General features: G+C 32.9%; 22 protein-coding genes, 1 tRNA gene and 3 other annotated features (1 of these 26 cut by a window edge). Of the genes, 22 read left to right on the top strand and 1 reads right to left on the bottom strand.

The features are described 5' to 3' along the window. Positions 1-182 (top strand) — a binding site (T-box leader); it begins 39 nt to the left of the window's first position. Positions 183-265: 83 nt separating this feature from the next. The 5 genes from proS (K7H06_RS16680) to cysS all read left to right on the top strand — a co-directional run bounded on the left by proS (K7H06_RS16680) (position 266) and on the right by cysS (position 7,435). Then, positions 266-1,708: a proline--tRNA ligase gene (gene proS / locus K7H06_RS16680; protein WP_223037160.1), complete on the top strand. Its 1,443-nt coding sequence runs from the start codon at positions 266-268 to the stop codon at positions 1,706-1,708. 64 nt (positions 1,709-1,772) lie between these two features. Beyond that, positions 1,773-3,359, top strand: a complete 1,587-nt coding sequence (gene proS, locus K7H06_RS16675) for a proline--tRNA ligase (protein WP_223037159.1) — start codon at positions 1,773-1,775, stop codon at positions 3,357-3,359. Between the two features lie 255 nt (positions 3,360-3,614). Beyond that, positions 3,615-5,093 (top strand): glutamate--tRNA ligase, encoded by a 1,479-nt coding sequence (gene gltX / locus K7H06_RS16670; protein WP_223037158.1) that lies wholly within the window; start codon positions 3,615-3,617, stop codon positions 5,091-5,093. Next, positions 5,090-5,301, top strand: a binding site (T-box leader). (Overlaps the previous gene by 4 nt.) A gap of 72 nt (positions 5,302-5,373) precedes the next feature. Then, on the top strand, positions 5,374-6,051 hold the full coding sequence (gene cysE / locus K7H06_RS16665; protein ID WP_223037157.1) for a serine O-acetyltransferase: 678 nt from the start codon (positions 5,374-5,376) through the stop codon (positions 6,049-6,051). Further along, positions 6,038-7,435 (top strand): cysteine--tRNA ligase, encoded by a 1,398-nt coding sequence (gene cysS / locus K7H06_RS16660; RefSeq protein ID WP_223037156.1) that lies wholly within the window; start codon positions 6,038-6,040, stop codon positions 7,433-7,435. Before cysE ends, cysS begins: the two co-directional genes overlap by 14 nt. A 32-nt stretch (positions 7,436-7,467) precedes the next feature. Here cysS and K7H06_RS16655 read toward each other — a convergent pair whose 3' ends face one another. Beyond that, a complete protein-coding gene (locus tag K7H06_RS16655) occupies positions 7,468-9,489 on the bottom strand; it encodes a sensor histidine kinase (protein WP_223037155.1) in 2,022 nt (673 codons plus the stop codon). 210 nt (positions 9,490-9,699) lie between these two features. On the opposite strand from K7H06_RS16655, the gene K7H06_RS16650 reads away from it, so the two are divergent. From K7H06_RS16650 to rpoB, 17 genes are all read left to right on the top strand, one after another. Beyond that, positions 9,700-11,355, top strand: coding sequence for a glutamine--tRNA ligase/YqeY domain fusion protein (locus K7H06_RS16650; protein ID WP_223037154.1), 1,656 nt, complete (start codon positions 9,700-9,702; stop codon positions 11,353-11,355). Between the two features lie 363 nt (positions 11,356-11,718). Next, the gene (locus K7H06_RS16645; protein WP_223037153.1) at positions 11,719-12,147 is read left to right on the top strand and encodes a Mini-ribonuclease 3; all 429 of its coding nucleotides are present in this window, start codon (positions 11,719-11,721) and stop codon (positions 12,145-12,147) included. 14 nt (positions 12,148-12,161) lie between these two features. Next, a complete protein-coding gene (locus K7H06_RS16640; RefSeq protein ID WP_223037152.1) occupies positions 12,162-12,536 on the top strand; it encodes a hypothetical protein in 375 nt (124 codons plus the stop codon). Positions 12,537-12,547: 11 nt separating this feature from the next. Beyond that, positions 12,548-13,318, top strand: a complete 771-nt coding sequence (gene thyX / locus K7H06_RS16635; RefSeq protein WP_223037151.1) for an FAD-dependent thymidylate synthase — start codon at positions 12,548-12,550, stop codon at positions 13,316-13,318. 42 nt (positions 13,319-13,360) lie between these two features. Beyond that, on the top strand, positions 13,361-14,101 hold the full coding sequence (gene rlmB, locus K7H06_RS16630; protein ID WP_223037150.1) for a 23S rRNA (guanosine(2251)-2'-O)-methyltransferase RlmB: 741 nt from the start codon (positions 13,361-13,363) through the stop codon (positions 14,099-14,101). A 12-nt stretch (positions 14,102-14,113) separates the two neighbouring features. After that, positions 14,114-14,629, top strand: coding sequence for an NYN domain-containing protein (locus tag K7H06_RS16625; protein ID WP_223037149.1), 516 nt, complete (start codon positions 14,114-14,116; stop codon positions 14,627-14,629). Positions 14,630-14,771: 142 nt separating this feature from the next. Then, positions 14,772-15,425 (top strand): RNA polymerase sporulation sigma factor SigH, encoded by a 654-nt coding sequence (sigH, locus tag K7H06_RS16620; protein ID WP_223037148.1) that lies wholly within the window; start codon positions 14,772-14,774, stop codon positions 15,423-15,425. 70 nt (positions 15,426-15,495) lie between these two features. Then, positions 15,496-15,572 (top strand) — tRNA-Thr (locus tag K7H06_RS16615). A gap of 88 nt (positions 15,573-15,660) precedes the next feature. Next, on the top strand, positions 15,661-16,854 hold the full coding sequence (gene tuf / locus K7H06_RS16610; protein ID WP_223037135.1) for an elongation factor Tu: 1,194 nt from the start codon (positions 15,661-15,663) through the stop codon (positions 16,852-16,854). A gap of 317 nt (positions 16,855-17,171) precedes the next feature. Then, the gene (gene rpmG / locus K7H06_RS16605) at positions 17,172-17,321 is read left to right on the top strand and encodes a 50S ribosomal protein L33 (RefSeq protein ID WP_218283982.1); all 150 of its coding nucleotides are present in this window, start codon (positions 17,172-17,174) and stop codon (positions 17,319-17,321) included. Between the two features lie 52 nt (positions 17,322-17,373). Then, positions 17,374-17,592 carry a preprotein translocase subunit SecE gene (gene secE, locus K7H06_RS16600; RefSeq protein WP_223037147.1) on the top strand — a complete coding sequence of 73 codons (219 nt, stop codon included), beginning with the start codon at positions 17,374-17,376 and terminating at the stop codon, positions 17,590-17,592. Positions 17,593-17,604: 12 nt separating this feature from the next. Beyond that, positions 17,605-18,123, top strand: coding sequence for a transcription termination/antitermination protein NusG (gene nusG / locus K7H06_RS16595; RefSeq protein ID WP_223037146.1), 519 nt, complete (start codon positions 17,605-17,607; stop codon positions 18,121-18,123). Positions 18,124-18,219: 96 nt separating this feature from the next. Beyond that, positions 18,220-18,645: a 50S ribosomal protein L11 gene (gene rplK / locus K7H06_RS16590; RefSeq protein ID WP_223037145.1), complete on the top strand. Its 426-nt coding sequence runs from the start codon at positions 18,220-18,222 to the stop codon at positions 18,643-18,645. A gap of 59 nt (positions 18,646-18,704) precedes the next feature. Beyond that, positions 18,705-19,403, top strand: a complete 699-nt coding sequence (gene rplA / locus K7H06_RS16585) for a 50S ribosomal protein L1 (protein WP_223037144.1) — start codon at positions 18,705-18,707, stop codon at positions 19,401-19,403. 60 nt (positions 19,404-19,463) lie between these two features. Beyond that, positions 19,464-19,598: a sequence feature (ribosomal protein L10 leader region), on the top strand. 47 nt (positions 19,599-19,645) lie between these two features. Beyond that, the gene (rplJ, locus tag K7H06_RS16580) at positions 19,646-20,143 is read left to right on the top strand and encodes a 50S ribosomal protein L10 (RefSeq protein ID WP_223037143.1); all 498 of its coding nucleotides are present in this window, start codon (positions 19,646-19,648) and stop codon (positions 20,141-20,143) included. Positions 20,144-20,173: 30 nt separating this feature from the next. Then, the gene (rplL, locus tag K7H06_RS16575) at positions 20,174-20,539 is read left to right on the top strand and encodes a 50S ribosomal protein L7/L12 (protein ID WP_223037142.1); all 366 of its coding nucleotides are present in this window, start codon (positions 20,174-20,176) and stop codon (positions 20,537-20,539) included. A gap of 566 nt (positions 20,540-21,105) precedes the next feature. Beyond that, positions 21,106-24,810 carry a DNA-directed RNA polymerase subunit beta gene (gene rpoB / locus K7H06_RS16570; RefSeq protein WP_223037141.1) on the top strand — a complete coding sequence of 1,235 codons (3,705 nt, stop codon included), beginning with the start codon at positions 21,106-21,108 and terminating at the stop codon, positions 24,808-24,810. Positions 24,811-24,828: the final 18 nt, after the last annotated feature.

Below are 24,828 nucleotides of genomic sequence, written 5' to 3'. Positions count from 1 at the left end.
TTAAGAGAGCAGAGTTCATAGGCTGAGAGACTTTGTAAGAAAGATCTTTTTGAACCTACCCTGGAGCTTAAGACGGAAATTTAGTAAGTCTTTACGGAGCTAGACCGTTAGATCTAGGTGAAGAGAATTCTTTTGAATTAACTAGAGTGGTACCGCGGAAATTATACCCTTTCGTCTCTATATAGAGACGAAGGGGTATTTTAATGAAAGTGTGTATTCTTTTGATGAAAAAAAGAAATGGGTCTATTAAGAAAGGAGAAAAGATATGGCAAAGAAGCAAAAAGGATTTGTGGAAGATATTACACCTATGGAGGTTGATTTTCCTCAATGGTATACAGATGTTATCAAAAAAACAGATATGGTAGATTATTCACCAGTAAAAGGGTTTATGGTTATTAAGGCATATGGGTATGCCATTTGGGAAAACATTCAAAAATATATGGATAAAAGGTTTAAAGATACAGGACATAAAAATATGTATTTCCCATTATTGATTCCAGAGAATTTATTAAAAAAGGAAGCAGAACATGTTGAAGGATTTGCACCAGAGGTAGCATGGGTAACTCATGGAGGAGACGAAAAGCTTGCAGAAAGACTTTGCGTAAGACCTACATCAGAAACGATTATTTGTTCTATGTATTCAAAATGGTTAAATTCATATAGAGAATTACCGTACCTTTATAATCAATGGTGTAGTGTTGTAAGATGGGAAAAATCTACAAGACCTTTCTTAAGAACCTCTGAATTTTTATGGCAAGAAGGTCATACATTACATGAAACGGAAGAAGAGGCACAAACAGAAACTCTTCAAATGCTTGATATCTATAGAGAAACAGCAGAAGATTTATTAGCTATTCCTGTTGTAACTGGAAGAAAGAGTGAAAAAGAGAAGTTTGCAGGAGCACATGCTACTTATACAATGGAAGCATTGATGCATGATGGAAAAGCCCTTCAAGCAGGAACTTCTCACAATTTAGGGCAGCATTTTACAAAAGCCTTTGATATTTCATTCTTAGGAAGAAATGGTGAAATGGAGCATCCATATCATACATCTTGGGGAGTATCTACAAGATTAATAGGTGGAATTATCATGGTTCATGGAGATAATAGGGGACTCGTACTTCCTCCTAGAGTAGCTCCAACACAAGTAGTTATTATTCCTATTGCACAACATAAAGAAGGTGTTTTAGATAAAGCTTATGAACTGAAAAAAGCTTTAGGAGAAGATATTAGAATAGAAATTGATGATAATGAAAACAATTCACCAGGGTGGAAATTCAACGAATGGGAAATGAAAGGTGTTCCAATTCGTATAGAAGTAGGGCCTAGAGATATTGAAAAAAATCAAGTAATGATTTTCAGAAGAGACACATTAGAAAAACAACCTGTTCCAATGGAAGGATTAAAGGATACTGTGACAAAACTATTAGATGATATTCATGATAATATGTTAGAAAAAGCTCGTAACTACAGAGAAGAAAAAACTTATTATGTAGAGAGTCTTGAAGATTTCAAACAAAAACAAGAAGAAAAGCCTGGCTTTGCAAAAGCTATGTGGTGTGGAAATCGTGAATGTGAAGAGCATGTAAAAGCAGAAACAGGTGCAACAATCAGATGTATCCCATTTGAGCAAGAAGATTTAGGGGATAAGTGTCATTTCTGTGGAAAAGAAGCAAAACATATGGTATACGTAGCAAGAGCGTATTAAGACACAAGGTGGTTATATAAATAACCACCTTGATTTATATACTAAAAGGGAAAGGGGCAAAATAATGAGAGCATCAAAACTTTACCTACATACTTTAAAGGAAGTGCCTTCAGAGATTGAAAAAATATCCGATAAACTGCTTATTAGAGGGAGTATGATGAGAAAGGTTGGAGGGACTTATGCTTATTTGCCATTAGGATATAGGGTTATTGAGAAGGTCAAAACAGTATTTAAGAAAAAGCTTGAAGAAGAAGGGGTTCAAGAATTTAATATATTGTTACCATCGGATGAGAAAACTTATGCTAGCCTTGTAAAAAAAGATTTAAAATCCTATAAAGAGCTACCTTTTGGTTTTTATCAAGTAAAGGTAGGGGCAGATGAGGTAGATAAAAAGGGAAGTATTTCATTTGAACTGATTACTTTTGATAAGGACAAAGAAGGGGTCGAGGCGCATTTTCAATATATACACACAATTTTTGAAGAAATATTTAAAAAGTGTGGATTATCTGTAGAAAAAATTTTAGATATCCACAATAAGAAAGAAATTACATCTGGAAAATTTATGATTTTCTCAGAGGAGGGAAAAGAAGAGATTGCTCTTTGCAAATCTTGTGGATATAAAGCTTTAAAAAAGAGAGCCATGTGTGGTATGGATTTAGCAAATGAAGAAAAGGAAATGAAAGCCTTAGAAGAAGTGTATACACCAAATGTAAAAACTATTGAACAATTAAATGAATTTTTAGATATAGAAGAAGCTAAATTAATGAAGTGTTTACTACTAAAAGGAAAAGATCAGTTTATAGCAGCTTTTGTTCGAGGAGATAGAGAATTAAATTTAGCCAAATTAGAAACTGTTTTGAATGTAGAACCTATGACACTTTCCTTTGCAGAAGGGGAGGATGTAGAACGCATCACTAGTGCTAAAACTGGTTTTGCAGGGCCCATAGGACTAAAGGATGTAGTGATTGTTGTGGATGCTGAAGTAACAAAGATGAAAAATGCTGTAGCAGGTGCCAATAAGACAGATTATCATATAAAGAATGTAAATTATAAGAGGGATTTTAAAGCAGATGTGATTGCAGATATTATTATGATTCAAGAAGGAGACAAATGTCCAAAATGTGATGGGCATATAGAAATCCAGAAAGGTATAGAACTTGGAAGGTTAAAAAAACTAAACACAAATTATAGTAAACATGTTGGAACAACTTATATTGATGAAGATGGAAAAGAAAAGAATGTTTTTATGGGAAGTTATAGTCTCCATGTGACAAAAACGTTAGCTGCCATTGTGGATAAATATCATGATGATCATGGTATACTTTGGCCTGTTTCTGTGGCACCTTTTCATGTGATTATTTCTATTGTCAACAAAAAGAAGGAAGAACAGCTGTCTTTAGGAGAGCGCTTATATAAAGAATTAGTAGACGCAGGTATTGAGGTATTATTAGATGATCGAGATGAGCGAGCAGGAGCGAAGTTTAAGGATGCGGATTTATTAGGAATTCCCATTAGAATCGTAGTAGGAAAGAAAGCAGGAGAAGGCGTTGTGGAGTATAAGTTGAGGAATGAAGAAGAAAAAGAAGAACTATCTTATAATAAAGCCCTTTCCAATGTATTAAAGACATTAAAGGAAGCTGGTATAAAGTAAAATACATTCATAGTGAATTTGTTTAGTAAAGCTGAAGCAAATTGCACTCATAGGAAGAGATTATCCAAAATTTAATTGGGTGAGATTCTTATAGCAGCGTTATTAGAAAAGGAAGCTTAAAAAAAATAAATATAATAGCATATAAGATGAAGATGAGGATAAAATAGGATATAAGGCAAAATTGTTGATAAGTAAAGTATTTTTAGATATAATTAAGAAATATGATAATGATTTTTTTAATTAGGAGGAACTCGTATGACAGTAAGAGTTAGATTTGCACCAAGTCCTACAGGATTTGTACATATAGGAAGTTTAAGAACTGCCCTATATAACTATTTGTTTGCAAAACAAAGTGGGGGTAAGTATATACTAAGAATAGAAGATACAGATAGAACAAGATATGTTGAAGGTGCTATAGAGAATATGATTGAAGCACTTAAGTGGGCTGGCATTGAGCATGATGAAGGTGTAGTTCTTCAGGATGGAAAACTTGTTCAAAAGGGAGAAATGGGTCCTTATATTCAATCAGAAAGATTAGAAATTTATCAAAAATATATTGACCAAATGATTGAAGATGGACATGCATATTATTGCTTTTGTTCTAAAGAAAGATTAGAAAAAGTAAGAGATATGCAAAAAGAAAATGGCCAAACACCAAAATACGATGGCCATTGTAGAAATATTTCTATAGAAGAAGCCAAGAGACGAATTGATAGTGGAGAAGAATATGTAGTAAGATTAAAACTTCCTGAAAATAGAGAAATTGCTTTTTCTGATGTGATCAGAGGAAATGTAGTTGTGAACACAAATGATTTAGATGATCAAGTATTGATGAAAACCGATGGATTTCCAACTTATCATTTTGCTGTTGTTGTAGATGACCATTTAATGAAAATCACTCATGTAATTCGTGGAGAAGAATGGATTATTTCAACACCTAAACATGCATATTTATATGAAGTATTAGGATGGGAAGCACCAAAATTTGTACATCTTCCAAATATTTTAAATAAAGATAGAAAAAAATTAAGTAAACGACAAGGGGATGTGGCAGCAGAAGACTTTAAGAAAAAAGGATATCTACCGCAAGGACTTGTAAATTATTTAGCACTTGTAGGATGGAGTCCAGAAGATAATCAAGAAATTTTCTCTATGGAAGAGTTGATTAAAAAATTCTCACTAGAGAGGGTATCTAAGAGTGGTGGAGTATTTGATACAGATAAATTAAATTGGATTGATGCCCATTATGTAAAAGAAGCTTCTCTTGAGGAACTTACAGATTTAGCAATTCCTCATCTTGTAAAGGCTTCATATATTACAAAAGAAGAAGCAAAAGAAAAATATGACTGGTTAAAAGACCTAGTACAATTAGTACAAGATAGACTTTCTTTTGCAGGTGAAATTGTAGATAAAGTAGATATTTTCTTTAAAACAGAAATAACACCAGAGGATGAAAAGGCAGAAGAAGTATTAAAGCTTGAGCATCTCCCTCATTTATTAGAAGTATTTGCGCAAAAGGTTACAGAAGCTGAAGAGATTGATGAAAGCTTTGGAAAAACAGCATTAAAAGCTATTCAAAAAGAGACTGGTTATAAGGGAAAAAATCTTTTCATGCCTATAAGAGTTGCATTAACAGGAGAAGTTCATGGACCAGATTTAAATTTGATGATGAAAGTTTTAGGGAAACAAAATATATTATCTCGCATAGAATATGTAAAAACAAACTTAATATAAATGCATGGATTAGGAGAGTAAGTTTAAAGCGCCTAACAGAGAGAAGCTATCATTGGCTGAGAGTAGCTTAAAGGTTAATTAAACCCAAGTGCACCTAGGAGCAGCTGTCTGAAAACTAGTAGGAACAGCCGGTAAGCACCGTTATAGCAATAGAAGCTGAGGGGAAACCCTAAGCAGAGTGGAACCGCGAAAAACCTTCGTCTCTGTATACAGAGATGAAGGTTTTTATTTTACTTTTAACAAGTTTTACCACTTATTATATTGGAAAGGAGGAGGCAATATGTTAAAATTTTTAAGGGAGATTAATGAAGACATTGTAGCAGTTCTAGAGAGAGATCCTGCTGCAAAGAGTAGAATAGAAGTAATTTTGTGCTATCCTTGTATTCACAGTATTATTAGTCATCGTATTGCTCATGGACTTTATAAAAGAGGGTTTGTAGTACTTGCGAGACTCATATCTCAAATAGCAAGATTTTTTACAGGTATAGAAATCCATCCTGGTGCTAAAATAGGAAAAAGATTTTTTATAGACCATGGTATGGGTGTGGTAATTGGAGAAACAACAGAAATAGGGGATGATGTAACCATCTATCAAGGAGCAACCCTAGGAGGAACAGGAAAAGAAACAGGTAAACGGCATCCTACAATAGGAAATAATGTAGTAATTAGTAGTGGTGCTAAGGTGTTAGGACCCTTTAAAGTAGGGGATAATTCTAAAATAGGTTCTGGTTCTGTTGTATTAAAGGAAGTACCGCCCAATTGTACAGTTGTAGGGGTACCAGGGCGTATTGTCATAAAGGATAATGTAAAAATAAGAAATATTCAAAAACCTGATATTGATTTAGATCAAGTACATTTACCAGATCCAATGATGCAAGAATTAGAATGCTTGAGAAAAAGAATTATTCATTTAGAGAAAAAAATTGAGGAGGGGGAAAAAAGAGATGAAGTTATATAATACACTTACAAGAAAGAAGGAAGAATTTATACCAATAGACCCAAAGGAAGTAAAAATGTATGCTTGTGGTCCTACAGTATATAATTATTTTCATATTGGAAATGCAAGACCATTTGTTGTATTTGATACATTAAGAAGATACCTTGAGTATAGAGGGTATAAGGTAACCTTTGTGCAAAACTTTACAGATGTAGATGATAAGATTATCAAAAGAGCAAATGAAGAAGGCATTACACCATCTGAGGTGGGTGAAAAATATATAGAAAAATATTTTGAGGATGCAAAAGCTATAGGAGTAAAAAAAGCAGATGTACATCCTAGAGTAACAGAAAATATTGATGAGATTATCAATTTTGTAAAAAGTTTGATAGATAAAGGATATGCTTATGAGGCAAATGGAGATGTATACTTTGATACATCAAAATTTAAGGACTATGGAAAACTATCGAAGCAAAGCATAGAAGATTTAGAGGCAGGAGCTAGAATAGAAGTAAATGATGTGAAGAAAAGTCCAACAGATTTTGCCTTATGGAAAAGTCAAAAACCTGGGGAGATTGCATGGAGTTGCCCATGGGGAAAAGGTAGACCAGGATGGCATATTGAGTGTTCTGTTATGGCTACAAAATATTTAGGAGAAACCATTGATATTCATGGAGGAGGACAAGATTTAATTTTCCCACATCATGAAAATGAAATTGCTCAAAGCGAAGCTTGTACAGGAAAGCAATTTGCCAACTATTGGGTGCATAATGGATATATTACTATAAACAATGAAAAAATGTCTAAATCTAAAGGCAACTTTTTTACCGTGAGAGATGTATTAAAAGAATTTGATGGAGAAGTAGTAAGGTTTTTCTTATTGTCAGCTCAATATAGAAATCCAATCAATTTTAGTAGAGAGCTTATGGAACAAGCTAAGAATGGTTTAGAAAGATTGTATAATGCAAAAAATAATTTAAAGCATCTTTTAGATAATGTAGAAGAAGGGAATATGAGTAAAGAAGAAAAAGAGATGTTTAAAGGCTTTGAAAAGCACAGAGAAAAATTTATTGCAGTAATGGATGATGATCTAAATACAGCAGATGCTATTGCAGCAGTATTTGAATTAGTAAAAGAGATGAATACGAATATAGATGAAAATTCATCAAAAGAGTTGATAGAAAAAAGTTATGATTTATTTATGGAATTAACCAATGTCTTAAGAATTGTTACAAAAGAGCAAGAAACATTAGATGAAGAAATTGAAAAACTTGTAAAAGAGAGACAAGAAGCTAGAAAGAACAGAAATTTTGCGTTAGCAGATAAAATTAGAGACGATTTAAAGGCTAGAGGGATTATCCTAGAGGATACACCACAAGGTGTAAAATGGCATGTAGAAAAATAGATAATAGCCGATCCGTTGGATCGGCTATCAATTTATGAATATATATCTGAAAATTCAATGTGGATTTTTTCTACGTTGGTTTCTTTAGAAACTGCAGTTTCTTCTATGAGGAAGTTCTCATCTATTAGATCAGAAGGTAATTCAATGATAAACTCACTTCCCTTTCCATGTTTACTTTTAGCAGTAATATTACCTTTATGACTATCAATAATAGATTTTACTAATGATAAACCAATACCGCTACCTTCATTTTTTCTATGTAATGAAGAATCTACTTGCCTAAATCTCTCGAAAATTTTTTGAAGCATATTTTCTGGAATTCCAATGCCTGTATCTTTTATAGAGATCATAATCTTTTCACCTTTGTCCGATAGATTTACTGTAATTTGTCCATTAGATTCTGTGAATTTTACTGCATTAGAAAGTAAATTCAACATGACTCTTTCGAGGTTGTTTGCATCACAAGCTATGATTTTTTGTTCTATATCTGTATCAAATATTAAGGTAATACCTTTGCTTTCGATAAATTCAGCAACAGATAAGGTAATATCTTCAATAACCTTAACAATATCATGGTTTTTAAAATTCATTTTTAAGAATCCTGAATCCATTTTTGTAATATCAATTAAATTGTTGATTAATCGGAGGAGTCTATAACAATTTTGTTTCATAATTTTTATATGTTTTCCAAAAGATTGACAATTAGAGCATTCCAAATAGTCACTGTATGTTTTATTTAATAGTTGTACACCTCCAAGAATAATATTTAAAGGTGTTTTTAATTCATGAGAGATGGTTGAAAAAAATTCGGTCTTTAAACGATCGTATTCCATGGCTTCTTTTAATAATTTATTTTTTTCTACCACTTTATTTTCCAATTCTTCAGCTTTTTTTCGTTCTCTGATATCGTGAATAATACTTATAGTGTAAAATTCATCTTTAAACTTAAAGGAAAACCCTCCTACTTCAGTATCTATCATGTTGTTATTTGGAAGGATCAATTTATGTTCTATAAATTCAACGGTTGTTTCATTTGTTTTTAATTTTTTTATCCTTTTACTTATAATATTTTCGTAATCTTTATGGAATCTTATAATTTGGCTATAAGGGGTGTTGTAAATTTCTTTAGTGTTTGTACATCCTATTAATTTCAATGCAGCATCATTTGCATAAACTATATGGTCTTCTTTGCAAACAAGAACACTTTCAGGTAAAAGATCAATAAGTTTTCTGTTTTTTTCTTCACTTTCTTTTAAAAGCTCATAGGGCTTTTTAAGACCTGTTTCTATAATGGCTTTGTAAAGCAAATAAAAGGAAAATAATTTAAATATATGAGACAACATATGGTAGGAGATGTCTTGTAATTCATATATGTCTTTAAAGAATATAAGAGAAAATTGTGATCCTATTTTCAATAGGATAGAAATGAAAATTAAATGATAGACGTTTAAGGTTAAATATTGTCGTTGTTTCACTAAAAATATAATAGCTAATATATATATGCCTATTGTGATAAATTCACTAGATACTTTAAAAAAAGTTTCACCTAATCCTTCTATATAACAGACAGGGAATATACTCCAATAAAAAATACAAACTAATAATAAGCTAGAAATCATAGGATATATATATAATACAGCCATGGGTTTTATTTTTCTATTTAAAAATAAAACTGTAATAAATAAAGATATACTTTCCATATACCATTTTACGGCTGCTAATTGAATAGTAAGGTTAGGGGTGTTGGTAAAAATATTTATTTCGAAGAAAGAACAGATGTGGAGCAGATTGAATATAGAAATAAATATGTAAGTAATTCCTAAGAAAATAAATTGGTTATTAGTACCTAGTTTGTAAGTGTTTAGAGCAATGATGGTAATTCCAAGGCCAATAACGGTACAAAAGCTTTCTACAAAACTGTGAAATATAATATAATTTTTGAAGCCCAAATAGATTATTCCCAAAACAGGAAATAGAAAAATAAGTATTTTTTTATAAATATTTTGTAAAATTTCATTATGAAGCTCCATATTATTGAGTTTGATATCTATCATTTGTTATTCCTCCATAGATAAAAAGATTTTAAAACATACAAAACATTAATAATATTCCATATATTACAAAAAAACCCTTTTTTTAAAGCGAAATAAATAGATTTATAGAAACAAATGAATTTTTTTGATATATTTACATGAATGGGTTATAATTATATTCAAAATACTAATAATTTTAATAGAGGAATGAAGGAGAAAGGTTGTGTACCCATGGAAAACAAAACTTCATCAAATTTTATAAGAAATATTATTATAGATGATTTAGAATCAGGAAAACATAAGAAAATCGTTACACGTTTTCCACCAGAACCAAATGGCTATTTACATATAGGGCATGCAAAAGCAATTTTTGTAGATTTTGAATCAGCAGCTGAATTTGGTGGTAGAACAAATTTGCGTTTTGATGATACGAATCCAATAAAAGAAGATACAGAATATGTAAAGTCTATCAAGGAAGATATTCAATGGCTTGGATATCAATGGAATGATCTTTATTTTGCATCTCATTATTTTGAAGAAATGTATAATAGAGCAATATTATTAATCAAAAAAGGAAAGGCTTATGTATGTGATTTAACAGCAGAAGAAATAAGACAATACCGTGGAACATTAAAAGAACCAGGAAAGATGAGCCCTTATAGAGAAAGAAGTATAGAAGAAAATCTAAATCTATTTGAGCGCATGAAAAATGGAGAATTTGAGGATGGCACAAAAGTGTTAAGAGCCAAAATAGATATGGTATCTCCAAATATGAATATGAGAGATCCAGTAATATATCGTATATCTCATACGATTCATCATAACACGGGAGATAAGTGGTGTATCTATCCAATGTATGATTTTGCTCATCCATTAGAGGATGCCATTGAAGGAATTACTCATTCTTTATGTTCTTTAGAATTTGAAGATCATCGTCCATTATATGATTGGGTAGTTCGCGAATGTGAAATGGAACATACTCCTCGCCAAATTGAATTTGCAAGACTAAATATTACCAATACGGTAATGAGTAAGAGAAAATTAAAGCAGTTAGTAGATGAAAGATGTGTGGATGGGTGGGATGACCCACGTATGCCAACCCTTGCAGGATTAAGAAGAAGAGGATATACACCAGGGGCTATTCGTAATTTTATTAAAGAAACAGGTATTGCCAAAAGCAATAGTGTAGTAGACGCTATGATGCTTGAGCATTTTATCCGAGAAGATTTGAAACTAAAAGCACCAAGAACAATGGGAGTTTTAAGACCGCTAAAAGTAGTGATTACAAATTATCCTGAAGATACAGTAGAAATGCTTGATGCGGAAATCAACCCTGAAAATCCAGAAATGGGAATAAGACAAATTCCATTCTCAAGAGAAATCTATATTGAGCAAGAAGACTTTATGGAAAATCCACCAAAGAAATATCACCGATTATATCCTGGTAATGAAGTAAGATTGAAGCATGCATATTTCATTAAATGCAATGATTTCATCAAAGATGAAAATGGAAATGTAGTAGAAATTCATTGTACATATGATAAAGAGACTAAGAGTGGAACAGGATTTACAGGAAGAAAAGTAAAGGGGACGATTCACTGGGTAGATGCAAAAAATGCGTTGCCTTCAGAATTTAGACTATATGAGCCATTGATTTTAGACGAAGAACAAAGCTCTGATAAGACTTTCTTAGATTGTGTGAATCCAAATTCGTTAGAAATCATACAAGGTTTCATTGAGCCAAACATGAAAGATATAAAACCTCAAGATAAGTTTCAATTTTTCAGACATGGATATTTTAATGTAGATCCAAAAACTACAACAGAAGAAAAAATTGTATTCAATAGAATTGTATCCCTTAAGAGTTCTTTTAAATTAAAAAAATAGAAAATAAATGTCGTTGATCTTAAAAATATAAAGATTGACGGCATTTTTATATTCTATTATTTGATTTCTATGTTGCTTATTTATAAAAAATTATAAATTAGCTACTATAAACTCAATCTGTTTTCAGGAATAGACAAAAATAAATCATAATCAATTTATTTCCCGAGAAATAATTTGAAAATTATATAAATATGTATAATTGTGAGGTTTGCTTTAAATAGATAATAGTTATTATAGTTTTCATCGTAAAGGGTTATAGAACGAAATTACTTTCATGTTAGCAAAAATTATAGTATGATGGAATATAGGGTAAATTTATAATAGCTAGGGATAGAAAAAAATATAAATAAGGTAGGGTCTTGAATGGAAAAAACATTTATTGAATACATGAATCTTAAGAATAAAAGTGAAGGAGAGATAAAGTTTGTATCTCCTTTAGTGCTTGCGTATATTGGAGATGCAGTTTATGAAGTTTATATTCGAGAGTATGTTCTTTATAACTATGGAGGAAACGTAAATAAACTCCATAAAATTGCTACAAAATTTGTAAAAGCAGGAGCACAAGCGAAAATTGCACATACTTTGGAAAAAGAGATTTCTGAAGAAGAATGGCATATGATTAAAAGAGGAAGGAATCAAAAGTCAGGAACTGTTCCCAAAAACGCAGATCTTACGGATTACAAATATGCTACTGGTTTTGAAACGTTGATTGGCTATTTGTATTTGTTAGGGAATACAAATAGGATTAAAGAAATTGTGAAAAGAGCCGTTCAAATTATAGAAGGAAATTAGGTGGAGGAGAAGGAATGACCAAAAGAGAAAAGAGTATGCTTATAGTAATCTTATTATTATTGACAATACTTATTTGTAAATCCTTATTTTTCGATGAAGCCCAAGTTACGGGGGATGCTTTGTTATTCAAGGAATTTGTAGAAAAGACAATTGACACAGATGAAAAGCATACCAATTTTTTAGAAAAAATAGGAATTGCTAATAAAAGAGTAGTGGCTATAAAAAAGACCCATATGGAAGGGACTTCAAGTATTAGTATTTATGATGAACAAAAAAGAAAAATTTCTGGAGCTTATCAAGCTAAGGTAAGAGGATATATTTTATATATTATTCCCTATAAGGAATTCAGAATAAATAGTGAGTGGTCAGAAGAAAAAGTAAAAAAATAGGAGGAATATAGATGAAGGTACAGTTGATTCAACATACACCTGAGCCAGAAAGAGTGGTAGCTGCTGCTGCTAAGCTTTGCTATTCAAGGGTAGGTGTAGATGAAATTATGGAAGATTTAAGTGACGAAAAAACAGATAAGTTTTTGAATATGCTTATGAGTTTAGGGCATCAGTCTCCCATAGAGCATATAAACTTCACATTTGCAGTAGAAGGAGTAAGTAGAGTGCTTACCCATCAATTAGTGAGACATAGGATAGCAAGTTACTCGCAGCAGTCTCAAAGATATGTAAAGCTTGATCAGTTTGAATATATTATCCCTCCTAGTATTGAAGTTGTTCCTGAGGCAAGAGAAATGTTTATAAAAGCTATGGAGGAAGATCAGAAAAAATATAATCAATTGGTAGAAATTCTACAAAAAAAGCATTATGATCAATTGGTTCAAGAAGGAAAAAGTGAAAAAGTAGCAAAAAGAATTTCTGAAAAAAAAGCCATAGAAGATAGTAGGTATGTTTTTCCTAATGCTTGTGAGACAAAAATTGTTTTTACCATGAATGCAAGAACATTATTAAATTTTTTCCATCATCGATGTTGTCAAAGAGCTCAGTGGGAAATTAGAGAAATGGCTACAAAAATGTTGGGATTAGTAAAAATGGTAGCTCCTACTATATTTAAGAATGCAGGACCTAGTTGTATTATAGGGCCTTGTCCAGAGGGAAATATGACTTGTGGTAAAGTAAATGAAGTAAGAGAAGCTTTTTTACAACTTACCCATAAAATCTAAAATATTGGGAATTATAAAGAAAAACGATAAAGAGGTGCAGCGATGAATTTAGATAAAATTGAAGGAAGAAATCCAGTTATAGAAGCCTTAAGAGCAGATAGAGAAATTGATAAAATTATGATTACAAAAGGGGCTGAAGGTTCTGTTAAAAAGATTGTAGGCATGGCAAAAGATAAAGGAATACCTGTTCAATATGTAGAGAAACAAAAACTTGATCAGATTTCAGTATCTCATGCACATCAAGGGGTAATTGCTTTTGTGGCAGCTCATACATATGTAGAAGTTGAAGATATTTTGAAAAAAGCAGAAGAAAAAAATGAAGAGCCTTTTATCATCGTATTAGATGAAATTACAGATCCTCACAATTTAGGATCTATTATGAGAACTGCAGATGCTTGCGGAGCTCATGGAATTATTATCCCTAAAAGAAGATCAGTAGGACTGACAGGGATAGTTGCTAAAACTTCTGCAGGGGCTATAGAGTATGTTCCTGTTGCAAAGGTGTCAAACATTGCAAGAACCATAGATCTTCTAAAATCAAAAGGTGTATGGGTAGTGGGAGCAGATATGGCAGGAGAAAAGAAGCATTATGAAGAAAATTTACAAGGTAAAATTGCTTTAGTTATTGGTAGTGAAGGAAAAGGAATAGGAAGACTTATAAAGGAAAAATGCGATTTTCTAGTAAATATTCCTATGAAAGGAGAAGTGAGTTCTTTAAATGCATCGGTAGCAGCTTCTGTTCTTATGTATGAAGTGGTGCGTCAAAGAGAAGGGAAAGAATAGGGTGATTGGATTGTGAATCAGTTTTTATTAGTAGATGGTTATAATGTGATTAATGCTTGGCCAAAGTTAAAAAAAATAGGTAGGACTAATTTAGAAGAAGCGAGAGATGTGCTGATTCAAGAATTGGTGGATTATAAGCATTATACCGGATATCATGTGATGATTGTGTTTGATGCTCATTATGTAAAAGGTGGTGATACAAAGAGCTTTTTTACAAAGGGAGTAGAGGTGATTTTTACAAAGGAACATCAGACAGCAGATTCTTATATTGAAAAAAAAGTAGAAGAACTAATGAAAAATAGAAGGAATTTTGTGATGGTTGCTACATCAGACTGGGCAGAGCAACAGGTCGTACTAGGCAGCGGTGCTGTAAGAATTTCTGCAAGAGAATTAAAAATTGAATTAGATAGAATTGTAAAAAAAATCCATAAAAAAACAGCAGCTACAAAACAAATACGTTCTACCCTTCAAGATCGAATTGACAAAGAAATTGTCGAAAAGCTTGAAAAATGGCGCAGAAATCAATGATTTTCTTGACTAGATGATAAAAATTAAGTTATAATAAATATACGATTTTGTGCTGATTGCTATAGGATGAGTTTGTATATATATTGTAATTTTGTAAAATTTTAGGGTTTTGATAGCACAAAACAAAAAAGTGCTGGAGGAGATGTTGGTGGGAATCAGTAGTGAACGAGAGGAAGTTACTGAAAAAGTTGAATTTATGATAGATGAAGATGTTGTGGAAGATGCTAGGCGAGGAAATTCTAAAGCACAGGAGCATCTCATTAAAAAATATAAAAATTTTGTTAGAGCAAAAGCTAGGTCTTATTTTTTAATTGGAGCAGATCGAGAAGATATTATTCAAGAAGGAATGATTGGCCTTTTTAAAGCGATTCGTGATTTTAAGCCGGACAAGCTATCATCTTTTAGAGCTTTTGCGGAATTATGCATTACAAGGCAGATTATTACAGCTATTAAAACGGCTACAAGGCAAAAACATATACCACTAAATTCCTATATTTCTTTAAATAAGCCCATATATGATGAGGAATCAGATAGAACACTACTTGATGTTATATCTGGAGCAAAGATTTCTGATCCAGAAGAATTGATTATATCTAGAGAAGAACTTTCTCATATTGAATCGAAGATAGGAGAGATTCTAAGCGATTTGGAATGGACAGTACTTATGTCTTATCTGCAAGGAAAGTCTTATCAGGAAATGGCTGTTGAATTAGATAGACATGTAAAGTCTATTGACAATGCGCTGCAACGTGTCAAAAGAAAACTAGAGAGATATTTAGAAGTAAGAGGTAGTTAAGAACTAAAAAAATCAAAATAAAAAATGTTGACTTTGTTCTGGATTCGTAGTAAAATGATTAATGGTGAGTGCCCATGTGGCTCAGTCGGTTAGAGCGTCGCCTTGGTAAGGCGGAGATCGGCGGTTCGAATCCGCTCATGGGCTCCATTTTAGATTTGCATACATAGATACACCCGGATGAGTTTACTTGAAAAATTAAAATATTAGAAATAATATGGTAAGGAGGAAAAACAAAATGGCAAAAGCTAAATTTGAAAGAAATAAGCCACATGTTAACATTGGAACAATCGGTCACGTTGACCACGGTAAGACAACATTAACAGCAGCAATCACAATGACTCTAAACAAAAAGTTTGGAACTGGAGAAGCTGTAGACTTTGCAAACATCGATAAAGCTCCAGAAGAAAGAGAAAGAGGAATCACAATCTCAACAGCACACGTTGAGTATGAGACTCCAAACAGACACTACGCACACGTAGACTGTCCAGGACATGCTGACTACGTTAAGAACATGATCACAGGAGCAGCACAAATGGATGGAGCAATCCTAGTATGTGCAGCAACAGATGGTCCAATGCCTCAAACAAGAGAGCATATCCTACTTTCAAGACAAGTTGGTGTACCATACATCGTAGTATTCTTAAACAAATGCGATATGGTAGATGACGAAGAATTATTAGACTTAGTAGAAATGGAAGTAAGAGAATTATTAGACGAGTATGAATTCCCAGGAGATGACACTCCAATCATCAGAGGATCAGCTTTAGAAGCATTAAATAATCCAGATGGACCATGGGGAGATAAAATCGTAGAATTATTCGAGGAAATCGATGCATATATTCCAGAACCAGAAAGAGATACAGACAAGCCATTCATCATGCCAGTAGAGGACGTATTCTCAATCACAGGTAGAGGAACAGTAGCAACAGGAAGAGTAGAAAGAGGAATCGTAAAAGTACAAGACGAAGTAGAAATCGTAGGATTATCAGAAGAGCCAAGAAAAGTAGTAGTAACAGGAGTAGAAATGTTCAGAAAGCTTCTTGATCAAGCACAAGCTGGAGATAACATCGGAGCACTTTTAAGAGGTGTACAAAGAGATGAAATCGAAAGAGGACAAGTATTAGCTAAGCCTGGAACAATTCATCCACATACAAAATTCAAGGCAGAGGTTTATGTATTAAAGAAAGAAGAAGGTGGAAGACATACACCATTCTTTAAAGGATACAGACCACAATTCTATTTCAGAACAACAGATATTACTGGATCAATTGAATTACCAGAAGGTGTAGAAATGTGTATGCCTGGAGATAATATCACAATGGAAATTGAGTTAATTAACCCAATCGCTGTTGAAGAAGGATTAAGATTCGCTATCCGTGAGGGTGGAAGAACAGTTGGAGCAGGTGTTGTTGCTCAAATTATTGAATAATTAAAGAATGAGAAATAAAAAGGACTAGGTTTGAAACCCAAGCCTAGTCCTTTAAAATAAACTGCAATAATAAATAAATATTATGGCTATACTAAAAAATAACAAATAAATACAGAGGAAAAAGCACTAAAAAACAAGTGTTTTTTTCTGTGTGCTTATAAATGAAATATTTTTGTTGTGTTAAGCAGCAAGTAAAAACTATATTGACATGGATGAGAAATTGTGATAGCTTTATTAAGTGATGATGTCATAATGAGATATTTGTGTCGAATTGCAAGATCGTTCAGATAAGCGTTGCGATCATAGGAGGTGTAAGCATGAGAGTAAAAGTGACTTTAGCATGTACAGAGTGCAAACAAAGAAATTATCATACGATGAAAAACAAAAAGAACAATCCAGACAGATTAGAAATGAAAAAATACTGCAAATTCTGTAAAACTCACACAACTCACAAAGAAACAAAATAGTCTTTTGAGTATTTATGTTTTGTACAATTAACATATAAGGATGTGAATTAGTATGGCAGTACAAACGAATACAAATAAGGTAGCAAAATCCCAGAGTATAGGGAAATATTTTAAAAATGTTAAAGCAGAACTAAAAAAAGTAATTTGGCCAAATAAAAAAGACTTAATTTCGTATACCACAGTTGTACTGACAACTTGTGTTATGGTATCAGTTGGAATTTGGCTAGTAGATACTGTTTTTGGAAAAGCTCTTCATCAAATTATTAAATAGTGAGGGAGATATATGTCTGAAAAGCCAAAATGGTATGTAGTCCACACCTATTCTGGACATGAAAATAAAGTAAAAGCGAACATTGAAAAGCTTGTTGAGAATAGAGGGATGGAAGAGGTTATTACTGAGATTGTTGTACCAACAGAAGAGAAAATAGAAATAAAAAACGGAAAGAAAAAAGCAAAACAGAAGAAAATTTTCCCTGGATATGTAATCGTTAAGATGATTATGAATGATGAGTCTTGGTATGTAGTAAGAAATACAAGAGGTGTTACAGGATTCGTAGGTCCAGGATCTAAACCTATTCCTTTAAGCGACGAAGAAGTGAAAAATATGGGAATTGAAGAACCAGTTGCAGAAATCGATGTTGTTGTAGGAGACTCAGTAAAAGTTACATCAGGACCATTTGAGAGCTTTATCGGAGTTGTAAAGGGAATTAATTTAGAAAGACAAACATTGAAAGTACTTATTTCCATGTTTGGAAGAGAAACACCTGTAGAATTAGATTTTACACAAATAGAAAGATTATAATTTGCTTTAAAAAAGCTTATATGCCTAGCTTATATGCTTTTTGATATAAAAAACTTATATGCAGATTAGCTGCATGAAAAATGAGGAGGTGTACTAATGGCGAAAAAAGTTACAGGAATGGTTAAATTACAAATCCCTGCAGGAAAAGCTACTCCAGCACCACCAGTAGGTCCAGCTCTTGGACAACAAGGTGTAAACATTATGCAATTCTGTAAGGAGTTCAATGCAAAAACTGCAGATCAAGCTGGTTTAATTATACCAGTAGTGATTACAGTTTACCAAGATAGATCATTTACATTTATCACTAAAACACCACCAGCAGCTGTATTGTTAAAGAAAGCAGCAGGTCTTAAGTCTGCTTCTGGTGAACCAAATAAGAATAAGGTTGCAACAATATCAGTAGACAAAGTAAAAGAAATTGCTGAATTGAAAATGCCTGATTTAAATGCTGGTAGCTTAGAAACTGCTATGAGCATGATTAAAGGTACTGCTAGAAGTATGGGTATTATCGTAGAAGAATAATACTTAGTATAGTGGGAGGTATTCTCAAAAACCGTTAAAACCACGAAGGAGGATAAAAAATGCCAAAAAGAGGTAAAAAATATCAAGAAAGCGCAAAGCTAATTGATAGAACTGTTCAGTATGGAACAGAAGAAGCTGTAAAATTAGTAGTAGATACTGCAAAAGCAAAGTTTGATGAGACTGTTGAAGCACATATTAGACTTGGGGTTGACTCAAGACATGCAGATCAACAAGTTAGAGGTGCTATTGTATTACCACATGGTACAGGTAAAACAAAAAAAGTATTAGTTTTTGCAAAGGGTGACAAAGTCAAAGAAGCTGAAAATGCTGGTGCAGATTATGTTGGAGCTCAAGAATTAGTTGAAAAGATTCAAAAAGAAAACTGGTTTGACTTTGATGTAGTAGTAGCTACACCAGATATGATGGGTCTTGTAGGAAGACTTGGTAGAGTATTAGGACCAAAAGGTTTAATGCCAAACCCTAAATCAGGAACAGTTACATTCGAAGTAGAGAAAGCAATTAATGAAATTAAAGCAGGAAAAGTTGAGTATAGATTGGATAAAACAAATATTATTCACGTACCAATTGGAAAAGCATCTTTTGGTGCAGAAAAATTAACTGAAAACTTTAAAATATTAATGGATGCAGTTATTAAAGCAAAACCAGCGGCTGCCAAAGGACAATACTTAAGAAGTGTTACCTTAACAAGCACAATGGGACCTGGTATCAAGGTTAATCCAGTTAAAATAATGGATTAGTGTTTTTAAAAAATATCATTGACATGATATAAATGAAATGATATAATTAATGATGTTGCAAACAAAAATGAATATAAACCGTAGACAGTAGGGACCATTTGGTTTAAATAATCCTACCGAGGTAATTGTCTATAGATTCGAAAGAATTTAAGAACCTCTCTATGTCTACGGTAGAGAGGTTCTGTTATTTATAACAGAACGGTTTTAGCAATTTTAAAATTGCAGAGGAGGTGGACACCGGAATGTCAAGCAACTTAGAAACCAAAAAGCAGGTTGTAGAAGAAATTAAAGAAAAGTTCTCTAAAGCACAATCAGCTGTAGTTGTAGATTATAGAGGATTAACTGTAGAAGAAGCAACACAGTTAAGAAAGAACATGAGAGAAGCTGGTGTAGAATATAAGGTATATAAAAATACTTTAATGAGATTAGCTGTAAAAGAAACTGAATTCGAACCTTTAACAGCAGATCTAACAGGACCAAATGCTGTTGCTTTTGGATATGAAGATCCTGTAACTCCAGCAAAAATCTTAAATGATTTTGCAAAAGAGCACAAAACTTTAGAGTTAAAATCAGCCGTTGTTGAAGGACAATATTATGGTGTTGATACAATTAAAGAAATTGCAGAAATTCCATCAAGAGATGTATTACTTGCAAAACTTCTTGGAAGCATCAAATCACCATTATCAAATCTTGCTTACTTACTTCAAGCTATTGCAGATAAAGATGGCGCTGAAGCATAATAATTTAAAAAATTTCGGAGGTGTACTAAAATGACAAAAGAGCAAATTATTGAAGCTATAAAAGGTATGACAGTACTTGAGTTAAATGAATTAGTAAAAGCATGTGAAGAAGAATTTGGAGTATCAGCAGCAGCACCAGTTGCAGTTGCAGGAGGAGCAGCAGCAGGAGCAGCAGTTGAAGAGAAAACTGAATTTGATGTAGTTTTAACTAGCGCTGGAAGTCAAAAAATTAAAGTAATCAAAGCTGTAAGAGAGATTACAGGTCTTGGACTTAAAGAAGCAAAAGCATTAGTTGATGGCGCTCCTGGAACATTAAAAGAAGGCGTTGCTAAAGCAGAAGCAGAAGAAATGAAAGCAAAACTTGAAGAAGTTGGAGCAGGTGCAGAGCTTAAGTAACAAAAAAACAAAAGGGAACTCTGGAGAAATCCAGAGTACCTTTTTATAATGCATAGACAATTGTAATCTTTTAAAGATTGTAGATAAATTATGGTTTTCGTTATGCATTAAAAAAAGTCAACCTTGAAAATTTTTCAAAGGAAGACTTTTTTATTTTTTAAGCAAATGATATACGTTAAAACAATAAAAACAAACAAATCAATTATAACATAAAATTCAGGGCTTGACAACAGATAAAGATTATGATAGCATTATATACTGCCATAGGAGGCCGAAACTTACATTAAATTGTATAAAAGACCTTTTAAATGGTAATAGTATGAGAAGAATAGCATTTATGTCTTTGATTTCCAACTTTTATCTTAAAAGTTGTTGATATAGATAAAAATTTGAACAAAAGACCTCCTTTCACATTGAATAAGACAATTATAAATTTTTTTTGTGTGTGAATATTTGAGGTTTTTTTTATGATACATAGGAAATTATAAACCTTATGTATTTCAAAAAAGTCAATCTTATAAAGAAATTGGAAAGACTTTTTTATACTACTACAAGGGGTGAAAAGTATGCCACATCCTATTCAGGTCGGAAAAAGAAAGAGAATGAGTTACGCAAGTATTGAAGAAGTTGCACAGATGCCAAATCTTATTGAAATCCAAAGTAAATCTTATGAATGGTTTTTAAAAGATGGATTAAGAGAAGTTTTTGAAGATATTTCCCCGATTCAAGATTACACTGGTAATCTAATCCTAGAATTTATTGATTATTCATTGGATGGGGAGCCAAAATATGAAATAGAAGAATGTAAAGAAAGAGATGTAACTTATGCGGCACCACTGAAAGTAAAAGTTAGACTCATCAATAAGGAAACTGGTGAAGTGAAGGAACAGGAAGTCTTTATGGGAGATTTTCCTCTCATGACAGATAAGGGAACTTTTATCATTAATGGAGCTGAAAGAGTTATTGTAACACAGCTTGTAAGATCTCCAGGCCCATATTATGCGGTACAATTAGATAGAACAGGAAAAAAACTCTTTTCTACAACAGTAATACCAAACCGTGGGGCATGGTTGGAGTATGAAACAGATTCAAATGATATTATATCTGTAAGAGTTGACAGAACAAGAAAACAACCTATGACAGTATTGCTTCGCGCAATGGGGTTTGGTAGTGATGCAGAAATTATTAATCTTTTAGGTGAAGATGAGAGATTGATGCATACCTTAGATAAGGATAATACTAAATCACAAGAAGAGGGTTTACTAGAAATCTACAAAAAGCTTAGACCTGGTGAACCACCAACTGTGGAAAGTGCAAAGTCATTAATTGATTCACTATTTTTTGATCCAAAACGTTATGACTTAGCAAAGGTAGGACGCTATAAATATAATAAAAAGTTATGTATTTCAAACAGAATTGCAACCAATGTTGCTGCAGAGAATGTGGTCAATCCTTATACAGGTGAAATTTATGTAGAGGAAGGACAAAAGATTAGCAGAGAACTAGCTAAAGTAATAGAAAATGCTGGGATTAAAGCAGTAAATGTTATGGGCGAAGAAGGAAAAATTGTAAAAGTAATTGGTAACCATTTTGTTGATATTAAGGAACATATTCACTTCAATATAGATGGTTTGAATGTAGAAGAGAGAGTACATTTTCCTGTACTAAAGGAAATATTAGATACTTATACAGATGAAAATGAGATAAGAGAAGCGTTAAAAGAGAGAAGAAAAGATCTATCACCTAAAAATATCATTATAGATGATATGATAGCTTCTGTAAGTTATGTACTTAATCTTGCTCATGGCGTAGGAGCAGTAGATGACATTGATCATTTAGGAAATAGAAGACTACGTTCAGTGGGAGAACTTTTACAAAACCAATTTAGAATAGGTCTTTCTAGAATGGAGAGAGTTGTAAAGGAAAGAATGACTATTCAAGATATTGATGTAATTACACCGCAGGCCTTAATTAATATTAGACCCGTGGCAGCTGCTATTAAAGAATTCTTTGGAAGCAGTCAGTTATCACAATTTATGGATCAAACAAATCCATTAGCAGAACTTACGCATAAAAGAAGATTATCAGCACTAGGACCTGGTGGACTTTCTCGTGAAAGAGCAGGATTTGAAGTGCGTGACGTTCATCATTCTCATTATGGACGTATGTGTCCTATAGAAACGCCAGAGGGACCGAACATCGGTTTGATTGGTTCATTGACTACATATGGTAGAATTAATGAATATGGATTTATCGAGGCACCTTATAGAAGGGTAGATAAAGAAAGAGACGTTGTAACAGAAACAGTTGATTACTTAACAGCAGATGAAGAAGATCCAGTAATTGTTGCTCAAGCCAATGAGCCGTTAGATGAAGAAGGAAGATTCATTAATCGTAGGGTTACTGCAAGATGTAAAAATGGTGATATAGATGTTGTACCAAGAGATGAAGTAGACTATATGGACGTAACACCAAAGCAAATGGTTTCTGTTGCAACAGCAATGATTCCATTCTTAGAAAATGACGATGCCAACCGTGCACTTATGGGATCAAACATGCAGCGTCAGGCTGTACCACTTTTGAGAACAGATGCACCAATTATTGGAACTGGTATGGAGTATATTGCAGCAAGAGATTCTGGAGTAGTTGTTCTTGCAAAGCATGCAGGAATTATTGAAAAGGTTTCTGCTGATGAAATTGTCATCAAAAGAGATGTAGATGGTGGTCGTGATCGATATAAAATGCTTAAATTCAAGCGTTCAAATCAAGGGACATGTATCAACCAAAGACCTATTGTAAGTAAAGGTGAACGTGTAGAAAAAGGAGATTCTATTGCAGATGGTCCTTCTACAGACACTGGAGAAATTGCATTAGGAAGAAACCTACTTATAGGTTTTATGACATGGGAAGGATACAATTATGAGGATGCCATTCTTCTAAATGAAAGATTGGTTATGGAAGATGCATTATCTTCAGTTCATATAGAAGAATATGAGTCTGAAGCAAGAGATACAAAGTTAGGGCCAGAAGAAATTACAAGGGATATTCCAAATGTAGGAGAAGAAGCTTTAAAAGATCTAGATGAAAGAGGAATTATTCGAATCGGAGCAGAAGTAAAATCAGGAGATATATTAGTTGGTAAAGTTACTCCAAAGGGAGAAACTGAGCTTACAGCTGAGGAAAGACTTCTTCGTGCTATATTTGGAGAAAAGGCTAGAGAAGTTAGAGATACATCTTTAAGAGTGCCTCATGGTGAAAGTGGAATCATTGTAGATGTGAAAGTATTTACAAGAGAAAATGGAGATGAATTGCCACCAGGAGTAAATGTTTTAGTAAGATGTTATATAGCTAAAAAGAGAAAGATTAATGTTGGAGATAAAATGGCAGGACGTCATGGTAATAAAGGGGTTATTTCAAGAATATTACCAGAAGAAGATATGCCGTTCTTAGAGGATGGAACACCACTACAAGTTGTTTTAAATCCACTAGGAGTACCATCTCGTATGAATATTGGGCAGGTACTTGAAGTGCATCTTGGTATGGCAGCGAAAAAATTAGGCTGGCATGTTGCAACTCCTGTATTCGATGGAGCAAGAGAACCAGATATCCGAGAAGCTTTAAGGGAAGCAGGATATCCAGAAGATGGAAAGCTTCAGCTTTATGATGGAAGAACAGGAATGCCTTTCGATAATAGAGTAACTGTAGGGTATATGTATATGTTAAAGCTTCACCATTTAGTAGATGATAAGATTCATGCTCGTAGTACAGGACCTTATTCTTTAGTTACACAGCAACCTTTAGGTGGTAAGGCACAATTCGGAGGACAAAGATTTGGTGAGATGGAAGTATGGGCATTAGAAGCTTATGGTGCTGCTCACACGCTTCAAGAAATATTAACAGTTAAATCTGATGATGTTGTTGGACGTGTAAAAGCATATGAATCTATTGTAAAAGGTGAAAATATTCCAGAACCAGGAGTACCAGAATCATTTAAAGTATTAATTAAAGAGCTACAAAGTTTAGCTTTAGATGTAAAGGTGCTTACATCAGAAGATGCAGAAATTGAAATAAAAGAATCAATAGATGATGATGGAAGTGAACTAGATAAAATTCTTGAGGGCGAAGAATATCAAGTACCTGAAGAAAAATATATTGATCAAAATATAGAAGAACCAGAAGAGGAACAAGTTGAAGAACCAGGTGAATTAGAAGATATTGATGAATCAGAATTGGAATATCCAACTGATGAGATTGAGGATTTTAATTTTTAAATAAATTCAAAAGATTAC

It is taken from the genome of Crassaminicella profunda (genome assembly GCF_019884785.1).
Classification (GTDB): Bacteria; Bacillota; Clostridia; order Peptostreptococcales; family Thermotaleaceae; genus Crassaminicella; species Crassaminicella profunda.
The sequence above is the reverse complement of the archived record's forward strand: the minus strand, read 5'-3'. Positions and strand labels throughout refer to the sequence as shown.